The 7,084-nt window shown below is 67.3% G+C and carries 8 protein-coding genes; 4 read left to right on the forward strand and 4 right to left on the reverse strand.

From position 1 onward, the window contains the following. The first annotated feature begins 21 nt into the window (after positions 1 to 21). Positions 22 to 150, forward strand: coding sequence for a hypothetical protein (locus DBR34_RS01070; protein WP_258223605.1), 129 nt, complete (start codon positions 22 to 24; stop codon positions 148 to 150). A gap of 113 nt (positions 151 to 263) precedes the next feature. Here the strand turns inward: DBR34_RS01070 and DBR34_RS01075 are convergent, their stop codons facing one another. Then, positions 264 to 692, reverse strand: coding sequence for a GNAT family N-acetyltransferase (locus DBR34_RS01075; protein ID WP_219928194.1), 429 nt, complete (start codon positions 690 to 692; stop codon positions 264 to 266). Between the two features lie 158 nt (positions 693 to 850). Between DBR34_RS01075 and DBR34_RS01080 the strand changes: the two genes are divergently transcribed. Both DBR34_RS01080 and DBR34_RS01085 read left to right on the forward strand, forming a co-directional pair. Further along, entirely contained in the window at positions 851 to 1,771 is a 921-nt protein-coding gene (locus DBR34_RS01080) for a M14 family metallocarboxypeptidase (protein ID WP_128095361.1), read from the forward strand. A gap of 11 nt (positions 1,772 to 1,782) precedes the next feature. Further along, positions 1,783 to 2,538: a helix-turn-helix domain-containing protein gene (locus DBR34_RS01085; RefSeq protein ID WP_128095362.1), complete on the forward strand. Its 756-nt coding sequence runs from the start codon at positions 1,783 to 1,785 to the stop codon at positions 2,536 to 2,538. Between the two features lie 48 nt (positions 2,539 to 2,586). Here the strand turns inward: DBR34_RS01085 and DBR34_RS01090 are convergent, their stop codons facing one another. The 3 genes from DBR34_RS01090 to DBR34_RS01100 all read right to left on the reverse strand — a co-directional run bounded on the left by DBR34_RS01090 (position 2,587) and on the right by DBR34_RS01100 (position 5,266). Next, positions 2,587 to 4,128, reverse strand: coding sequence for a sulfite reductase flavoprotein subunit alpha (locus DBR34_RS01090; protein ID WP_128095363.1), 1,542 nt, complete (start codon positions 4,126 to 4,128; stop codon positions 2,587 to 2,589). Next, a complete protein-coding gene (locus DBR34_RS01095) occupies positions 4,128 to 4,556 on the reverse strand; it encodes a PAS domain-containing protein (protein ID WP_128095364.1) in 429 nt (142 codons plus the stop codon). Before DBR34_RS01095 ends, DBR34_RS01090 begins: the two co-directional genes overlap by 1 nt. A gap of 179 nt (positions 4,557 to 4,735) precedes the next feature. Further along, a complete protein-coding gene (locus DBR34_RS01100; RefSeq protein WP_128095365.1) occupies positions 4,736 to 5,266 on the reverse strand; it encodes a hypothetical protein in 531 nt (176 codons plus the stop codon). Between the two features lie 371 nt (positions 5,267 to 5,637). On the opposite strand from DBR34_RS01100, the gene proP reads away from it, so the two are divergent. Continuing rightward, the coding region (gene proP / locus DBR34_RS01105) for a glycine betaine/L-proline transporter ProP (protein ID WP_128095366.1) at positions 5,638 to 7,084 on the forward strand (1,447 nt) is incomplete at its 3' end.

Below are 7,084 nucleotides of genomic sequence, written 5' to 3' on the forward strand. Positions count from 1 at the left end.
ATCGAGGACCACGGCGCGCAGGTGGACGTGCTGGGCTATGCGCCGCTGGCGCGGCTGGCCGGTTACACCACGGCGCTGCGCTCGCTGACCCAGGGGCGTGCGTCCAGCGACATGCGCTTCAACGGCTACGAGGAAGTGCAGGCCGCATGACACGCGGGTAGGCACCGACCGTTGGTCGGGGCATGAGGGGGCCGGGCAACCGGCCCCCTTTTTTTATGCGCTTTCATCCCGGCCTGGCACACAGCAGATCCCGCCGCGCCGGATCAGCCCCCGCCCACCGGGCTGAAGAACACCCATTCGGGATCCCCGTCATCCAGGTTGTCGATCTGCCCGCTGCGCTGGAACCCGGCCTGCAGCAGCACGGCCTGCATCGCCGTGTTGGACCGGTTGGTGGAGGTGAACAGCTTGGGGCACGCGCAGATCGACCGGAGGTGCTGGACCAGCTGGCGCGCCAGTCCCTGGCGACGATACCGGGGCCCGACCATCAGCATCTCGATGAATCCGCAGTTGAAGAACTGGTGATGCAGGACGCCGTAGGCCGCTGCGCGCCCGTCCACGCAGAGCACGTGGCACGTGCCGGCCTGCACCCATGCGCGGATCTGCGCGGCGCGTCCGGGGTCGTGACCGGCCACGCTGTCGAGGGCTACCAGGGCCTCTACGTGATGGGGGGCTGCAAGGGCGATGTCGATCACGCGGTACCTTCCTTCCGGGAGTGTCAGGTGCCGGCGGCACCTTGCCCATTCTGGCCTGCGCGGACGCCGCTGGGACCGGTCAGGCCTTCTGCATTTACACTATCGGGCTGGGCCACGCGTTTTCGCGCGGGTCCGTTTCCCGACTTCTGGAGCCTCCGATGACCCTTGCGCATTTCTACCCGATCGGCACCCCCGGCCAGCCCTGGGGCGACGCCGAGCGCGCGCAGTGGCGGGCCCGCCAGCAGCGCCAGCGCAGTTATCACGAGGACGTGGTGACCGCACTTGAGCGCCTGGGCGAGCGGTTCGACGTGGTCCAGTATGGCCAGCTCGACTATGCCCCGGACCACTACCCGCTGTTTGCGGTGGTGAGCCAGGCGTGGGACCCGGCGCTGCCGAGCGCGCTGGTTACCGGCGGCGTGCACGGCTATGAAACCAGTGGCGTGCATGGCGCGCTGCAGTTCCTGGACCAGCATGCTGAGGCTTACGCCGGGCGCATCAACCTGATCGTGGCCCCGTGCGTCAGCCCGTGGGGCTATGAGCGCATCCAGCGGTGGAACCCCGATGCGATCGACCCGAACCGCAGCTTCCGTGACGGTGGCCAGATCGAAGAGGCGGCCGCGCTGATGCGCTGGGTGGGCGCGCGTGCGGATGGCCTGCTGGTGCATCTGGACCTGCACGAAACCACCAACAGCGACCTGGAAGAATTCGATCCGGCCCGCTGCGCGCGCGACGGCAAGGAACTGGTGCCGGACATCATTCCCGATGGCTTCTACGTGATCGGCAACAGCGAAGACCCGCAGCCGGCGTTCCAGCAGGCGCTGGTAGCGGCGGTGGAGAAGGTCACGCATATCGCACCGGCCGATGCCAAGGGCGAGCTGATCGGCATGCCGTTGCAGTCCAACGGGGTGGTGTGGGGCGAATCCCGCTCGATCGGTGCCTGCGCCGGCTTCACCAACGCCCGCTATGCCACCACCACCGAGGTGTATCCGGACAGCCCGCGTACCAACCCGCAGGAATGCAACGATGCACAGGTGGCGGCCGTGTGCGCCGGCCTGGACTTCGCGCTGGCCCAGCCCTGATCAGCACCGTCATGTCGTCGCCGGGCACTCCCAACCCCGCTGCCGCCGATGATGGCGATGCCCTGCATTTCTGCAGCACCTGCGCGTTTTCCGATGCGTGCATGTCGCAGGGCTACGACAAGAGCGCGCTGGCCGAGCTGCATGTGCTGGTGGACCACGTGGGCCCGTTCCGCGCGGGCGAGCACATCTTCCGCGCGGGCGATGCGTTCGATTCGATCGCCGCGGTGCGTGGCGGGATGGTCAAGACCTACCTCAACGACAGCCAGGGCAACGAGCAGGTGCTGGGCTTCAGCCTGCCGGGTGAGGTGATCGGGCTCAACGCCATCCATGGTGCGCGTTACCCCTGCAACGCCGTTGCGCTGGACACGGTGTACCTGTGCCGGTTCTCGTTCCCGCGCATGAGCCTGCTGGCCACGCGCATGCCGGGCCTGCAGGCCAAGCTGTTCAGTCTGCTCAGTGCCGAGATCGGCAAGGTGGCGTTGATGGCGGCCAACCATCGCACCGAGGCGCGCATGGCCGCGTTCCTGCTGGACCTGTCCGAGCGGTATGCGCGGCGCGGCTTCTCGCCGCTGCGTTTCAACCTGAGCATGAGCCGGGTGGAGATCGCCAACTACCTGCGCATGGCGCCGGAAACCGCCAGCCGCGTGCTGCGCCGTCTCAGCGATGACGGCGTGATTGCGGTCAACCAGCGCGAAATGCAGGTGCTGCAGCCGGCGCGGCTGGCGGCGCTGGCCGCGGCCACCGAAGCCCCCGACGCGGCTGGCTGACGGCGCGGTCGTGCCGCTGCAGCGGACAGTGCTGCAGCGATGGGGTGCTCAGTACAGTTCGCGGTGCAGGCGCCCGGCAGCCTGCAAGGTATCCCATGTGCTGCTTTCACCCGCGTTGGTGGTCAGGATCGTGTTGAGCGCCTCCTGTACGGCCACGCCCAGGTGTTGCTTGTTGCCGCACAGGTAGACATGCGCACCGCGTTGCAGGAGGTCGGCGACCGCGTCGGCCTGGTCGGCCAGCGCGTGCTGCACGTAATACTTGGCCACGCCGTCGCGCGAGAAGGCCGTGTGCAGTCCCTGCAGGCGACCGTCGGCGCGCCACGCCTCCAGGTGCTGCTGGTAGAGGAAGTCGTGGTCGCGATGCTTCTCGCCGAACACCATGTGCACCTCGCGCTGCTGACCGGCGGCGTCCAGCTCGTGCAACAGCCCCATCAACGGCGCGATACCGGTTCCGGTGCCGACCAGCAGCAGTGGGGCGGCCGGGTCGCGGGGCAGGTGGAAACCCGGGTTGGCGCGGCAGTAGACGCGGGCGCTACCGTCGCCGTCCAGCAGCCAGCCGGTGGCGGTGCCGCGACGCTCGCGACCGCTACGGGTGTAGCGCACCTCGCGCACGCACAGGGCGGCCTGCGCGCTGCCGGCGGCCGACGCGATCGAATACGCGCGCGGCAGGCAAGGCGACAGCAGCTCCGCCAACCGCGCCAGTGGCACGCGGTCAGGGCTGTTGTGGTCGTTCAGTACATCCAGCAGGTCGGCGCCGTGCAGGTAGGCCTCCAGTGCCGGGCGCTGGCTGCTGCGCAGCAGGTCCTTCAGTGCGTCGCTGCCGCCCAGGCGTGCCAGCTCGCGCAGCACGGTCCTGCCCAGCAGTCGCAGCTCCTTGTTGCGCAGCAGGTCGACCGCTTCGTCCTGGCCATACCAGCGCGCCAGTGCCTGCAGCAGGGCCGGATCGTTCGGGGCCACCACGTGCAGGGTATCGCCCGCGCGGTAGGCGATGCCGCTGCCGCGCAGGTCCAGTTCCAGGTGCCATGCCGCGGGGTCGCGTGTGTTGAGGCGACGACGCGTGGTGATCGGCGCGGCGAACGCATTGTCCTCGGCATACGCAGTCACCTGCAGGCGAAGGTCGCGGCCTGCCGCTTCGTTGCCGTCCAGCACGTCGCCCAGCACCGGCGCCCATTGGTCGAAGAAGTGCTCGTAGCCTGCATCGGCGTCGACCCGGTGCATGATCGGCCGTGCCTGGCGCTCACCCAGCAGGGTATCGAGGGTCTTGCTGAAGCCGCAGAAGCGCGGGTAGCCGGTATCCCCCAGCCCGAACACGGCGTAGCGCAGGCCGGGCAGGGCAGGGGCCTGTCGCAGCGCCTCGGCGAAACGCTCGCCGTTGGCCGGTGGCTCACCGTCGCCGAAGGAACTGGACAGCGCCAGCAGCACGTCGCCCGCACCAAGCGAGGCGACGTCGATGTCGTTGAAGGGCAGCACCTGCGGGGCGTGCCGCTGCAGGGCCGGGAACGCGCCCAGGCGGTGGGCCAGGGCGCGTGCGTTGCCGGATTCGGAGCCATATCCGACCAGCACGCGTTGGATCGGGGAGGCAGCGTCCATCAGGCGGCAGCGTAGAAGTCGTCGAACTTTTCCTTGCTGAACTCCACTGCGTCGAAGTTGCTCATCAGGTCGTTCACCACACGGCGAATGCTGATGTAAGCGGTGATATTGCCCTCGGCGTCGAACAGTGGCTGCACCGTGGTGTCCACCACGTACAGGGCGCCGCCCTTGCCCAGGTTGGGGACAATGCCGGTCCAGCTCTTGCCGGCCTTGATGGTGTCCCACATGTCCTTGTACACGGCCTTGGGCACGTCGGGGTGGCGCACGATGCTGTGCGGCTGGCCGATCAGTTCGTCGCGGGTGAAGCCGGTGAGCGTGCAGAACAGGTCGTTGGCATAGGTGATGTTGCCCTGCAGGTCGGTGGTGGAAATCACCATGACGTTCTGCAGGGCATTCAACAGCTGGGTGTTGTCGGGGGTGTAGCGCATGGCCGGATCCTTGTGGAGGGGTGGTTGCGTGTCCCGTACAGGATCGGCGCGCCGGCCGGGGGCGACCATGACAAAGATCAAGCGGGCCGGCGCCGTGGCTGCGACACAACGTCGCAGCGCAAACGCCGACGGCGCGGGAATCGCTTCCCGCGCCGTCTGTTCTACCGGTTGCCGGTGCGTTACAGGATGTCGCCGTACGCGCAGCCCACGGTGACCCAACCCGGCGAATAGCTCAGGTCCACCAGCACGCGCGCGTTGCGGTTGCCGCTGAGCGCCTTGCGGTAGTCCATGCCCTTCCAGCCGTAGGTTTCTTCCATCGCGGCCTGGTCCGGACGCGGGGTCATGCCGCCGATGCGGTCCACGATGGCCTTGCCGCGGGCCAGCTCCTGCCCCAGCGTGACCTTGAAGGCCAGCAGCATCTCGGTGGTGCTGGACAGGTGCACCAGGTCGGACGTTTCGCCCCAGGCGGTGATCGGCGCGTCACTCTTCCACAGGCTCAGCGCGGCGTCGCCCGACGCGGCCGAACCGGCATGGGCGAAGTCGGTGATTTCCTCGGCGTTGATGCTGTCGGTGAAGGCGGCCACCTGGTCGGCGGTCAGTTTGCATTCCAGCAGGCGCGACAGCGTGGCGGCGGTGCTGTCCTGGGCCATGGCGGCCGCGGGTGCGAGCAGGCCGAGCAGGGCGCACAGGGTGGTGGTCTTGATGGACATCGGGTGGTATCTCTTCGTGCTGATGGTGGGATGCCGCGCGCACGTTCCGTGTGAGCACGTCGCGGCGGCGCAGGGATTCTGCACGATTCCCGGTGTCTATCGATAGCGCTGTAGTGCCGTGATGTGAAGGTGAGGTGGAGATCACATTTTCGATGTGTAGTAACATGCATCGCTTGATCATTGTCTCGGGCCGTTGCCCGTCTCTCGGTCACCCTTCCTGCAGCGCCGTGGAATTCCACGCGGCCGTCCGGGAACGCCTGTTGCCACCCCTTCTTCGCGCCTTGTGCCGCGTTCCTTCGAAGGCGGTTCCTTCCTGTGCCGTGCGCGGGACCTCGGGCGTGGTGGTGGCCATGCTTCCAGGAGAAAGCAGAATGCAGGACCTGCATGCCGCACACGCCCATTTCGGGTGGTTCAAACGCCGTCGCCACGTCCAGGTGGATGAAGTGACCGTTGTTGATCGCCCGATGCTCAAGAAGGTCGTGGGTGCCGCCGCCCTTGGCAATGCGATGGAATGGTTCGATTTCGGTGTGTATGGCTACATCGCGGTCACCCTGGGGCAGGTGTTCTTTCCCGCCAGCAATCCGACCGCACAGCTGATCGCCACCTTCGCCACGTTCACCGTTGCCTTCCTGGTGCGGCCGCTGGGCGGCCTGGTATTCGGGCCGCTGGGCGACAAGTACGGCCGCCAGAAAGTGCTGGCCTTCACCATGATCCTGATGGCGCTGGGCACCTTCAGCATCGGCCTGATTCCGTCCTACGACCGCATCGGGTTGTGGGCGCCGGCGTTGCTGCTGCTCGCGCGGCTGGTGCAGGGCTTCTCCACCGGCGGCGAGTACGGCGGGGCGGCGACTTTCATCGCCGAGTACTCCACCGACCGCAACCGCGGGCTGATGGGCAGCTGGCTGGAGTTCGGCACGCTGGGCGGCTACATCGCCGGCGCGGGTACCGTGACGGCGCTGCACATGGCCTTGAGCAGCGCGCAGATGCTGGACTGGGGCTGGCGCATTCCGTTCCTGGTGGCCGGTCCGCTGGGTCTGCTGGGTCTGTACATGCGCATGAAGCTCGAAGAGACCCCGGCGTTCCGTGCCTACGCCGAAGAGGCCGACAAGCGCGACAACGAGCGCCCCGGGCTGGGTGCGCTGTTCCGCGTGCATTGGCCGCAGCTGCTCAAGTGCGTGGGCCTGGTGCTGGTGTTCAACGTCACCGACTACATGCTGCTCACCTACATGCCCAGCTATCTCAGCGTCACCATGGGCTACGCGGAGAGCAAGGGCCTGCTGCTGATCATCATCGTGATGTTGGTGATGATGCCGCTCAATGTGGTGGGCGGCCTTTTCAGTGACAAGCTCGGCCGCCGGCCGATGATCATCGGCGCGTGCATTGCGTTGTTCGCGCTGGCCATCCCGTGCCTGAAGCTGATCGGTACCGGTAACGACTGGCTGATCTTCCTCGGCCTGATGCTGCTGGGCCTTGCTTTGGTGTGCTTCACCAGCTCGATGCCCTCCACGCTGCCGGCGTTGTTCTACACCCCGGTGCGTTACAGCGCGCTGTCGATCGCGTTCAATGTCTCGGTGTCGCTGTTCGGGGGCACCACACCGCTGGTCACCGCCTGGCTGGTCGAGCGCACCGGCGACCCGCTGGTGCCGGCGTACTACCTGATGGGCGCAGCCGTCATCGGCATCATCACCATGCTGTTCGTCAACGAAACCGCGCGCCTGCCGTTGCGTGGTTCGCCGCCGGCGGTGGCCAGCGAAGCCGAAGCGAGGGCCCTGCTGCGCAGTGATGCCCCGATGACCGTGGACAACGCGCAGCCGACGT

This window comes from Stenotrophomonas sp. HMWF003 (assembly GCF_003061285.1).
Taxonomy (GTDB): domain Bacteria; phylum Pseudomonadota; class Gammaproteobacteria; order Xanthomonadales; family Xanthomonadaceae; genus Stenotrophomonas; species Stenotrophomonas maltophilia_AP.

What these genes read in the sequence shown, in the direction of transcription:
- DBR34_RS01095 (WP_128095364.1), bottom strand. Translation starts at nt 4,556, where the DNA reads ATGCGCTACACCCCCGACAACACCCAGCTGTTGAATGCCCTGCAGAAC.
- DBR34_RS01085 (WP_128095362.1), top strand. Translation starts at nt 1,783, where the DNA reads ATGTCGTCGCCGGGCACTCCCAACCCCGCTGCCGCCGATGATGGCGAT.
- DBR34_RS01090 (WP_128095363.1), bottom strand. Translation starts at nt 4,128, where the DNA reads ATGGACGCTGCCTCCCCGATCCAACGCGTGCTGGTCGGATATGGCTCC.
- DBR34_RS01100 (WP_128095365.1), bottom strand. Translation starts at nt 5,266, where the DNA reads ATGTCCATCAAGACCACCACCCTGTGCGCCCTGCTCGGCCTGCTCGCA.
- DBR34_RS01080 (WP_128095361.1), top strand. Translation starts at nt 851, where the DNA reads ATGACCCTTGCGCATTTCTACCCGATCGGCACCCCCGGCCAGCCCTGG.